The organism is Ruegeria sp. CE9, assembly GCF_056537425.1.
Genome location: NZ_JBQFRO010000071.1, coordinates 1 through 1317 on the forward strand (window position 1 = coordinate 1; position 1317 = coordinate 1317).

The 1317-nt window shown below is 55.8% G+C and carries 2 protein-coding genes; both read right to left on the reverse strand.

Annotated features, from left to right (window positions below; genetic code table 11):
• Nucleotides 1-773: carotenoid 1,2-hydratase (gene crtC / locus ACR0B3_RS24070; RefSeq protein WP_480811247.1), on the reverse strand; the 773-nt coding region annotated here is incomplete at its 3' end.
• A partial coding sequence (locus ACR0B3_RS24075; RefSeq protein WP_480811246.1) for a phytoene desaturase family protein occupies nucleotides 761-1317 on the reverse strand: 557 nt, incomplete at its 5' end. The genes ACR0B3_RS24075 and crtC, both read right to left, overlap by 13 nt.

Sequence of the window (1317 nt, forward strand, 5' to 3'; positions counted from 1 at the left end):
ACGGTCTCACCATTGATTTTGGTTCGCACCATAGCACGGTTGTAAAATGGGGCGTCCAACATGGGCCGAACCTCATGTGGGGCAAAATCTGGATCCGCGCGGGTTTCACGGCGCACCCCCCAAAATGCGGACTTAAACCTTGCAGTGCGCGGCGCATCATCGGGCGATGCCTTGCCCGTTTCATCAAAGGCAATGGCGGCCGCAAGATTGCTGCCATCGCAGCGCGTTGCATCATAGAAGCAACAAGCGCCCTCTCGCGTTGGAAAGCGGCCCCATGTCCAGTAATCAAAATCTTCCTCTAAGGCGCGAGTGCCAAAATTCGCATCAAAATATCCATGCCCAGACCATGACCAACCTGCATTTTCGAGACGAACCTGGATATCGGCAACGGGTGCGAAAGGGCGCCAAATATGCGCACCATCATCGCAGAGCGGCAATTCCACATTCGTCACTGCGCGTGGGGTTAGTGTCACTTTGCCGCGCAACCGCCCGCCATGTGGTGTTGTGCGTTCATCAATATGAATGGTGAGGGCTGAACCGTCCCAAGACAGGTGACTAGGGCCTATTTTCATTTCTGTTTCCGAAAGCTCTAGCGCATCTTGGCCCCGATCTGTCATCGTCCAACGGCCGCCTTTGCCATAGGTGACAACATTCAAGCAGCAATGATCTTCGGGGTCTTTGCGCCCCGACCAACGATACCACGGCGAGAAAACTGAACCTATGAAGGCGATGATCGAAATAGCCTTGGTTCCGTCATCGCTTATGCCGTCGATATACCACCACGCATAGCCGTTGGGCGGGACGGCAAGGTTAAAGAATGGTCCGTCAAGATCGCCTCGGCCGCGTGCCGTCCTGAGAGGCAGGCCATCGGAATTCCCGCCCCCGGATGGGTGCCGCCCCCCGCCAAGTATAGACCTTTGAGAGAGGTCCGCGCCCGTGGCCGTTTCAATGCTGCCGTCATTCCATGTGGGCTCAGCCCGTAAAGGGATCCGCGCGAGGCGGGAAACATCGTTGCGAAATCCTGTGGTGTCATCAATGCGCTGTCGGGGATCGGGTCGGGAAAGATCAACCCGCGATCCGCTAATGTTTGGAATGTCAGATGACGACATGCGGCCACCTCCCTTTCTGTTGGGGCCTCGGTCGGCGCGCCGTTCATGATAATTTCAAATCTTTGCAGCGCCGTATCTGTGTTAGAGTTGAGCCCAGAATCCTGAGCGCAGATATAAAGCGTTGGATCACGCGGCAGCGCACCATTTTCGATAGGGTCAAATTCGCTGCGTTGGTCATCACCAAAAAATACGTTGTGATGGGCCAGGG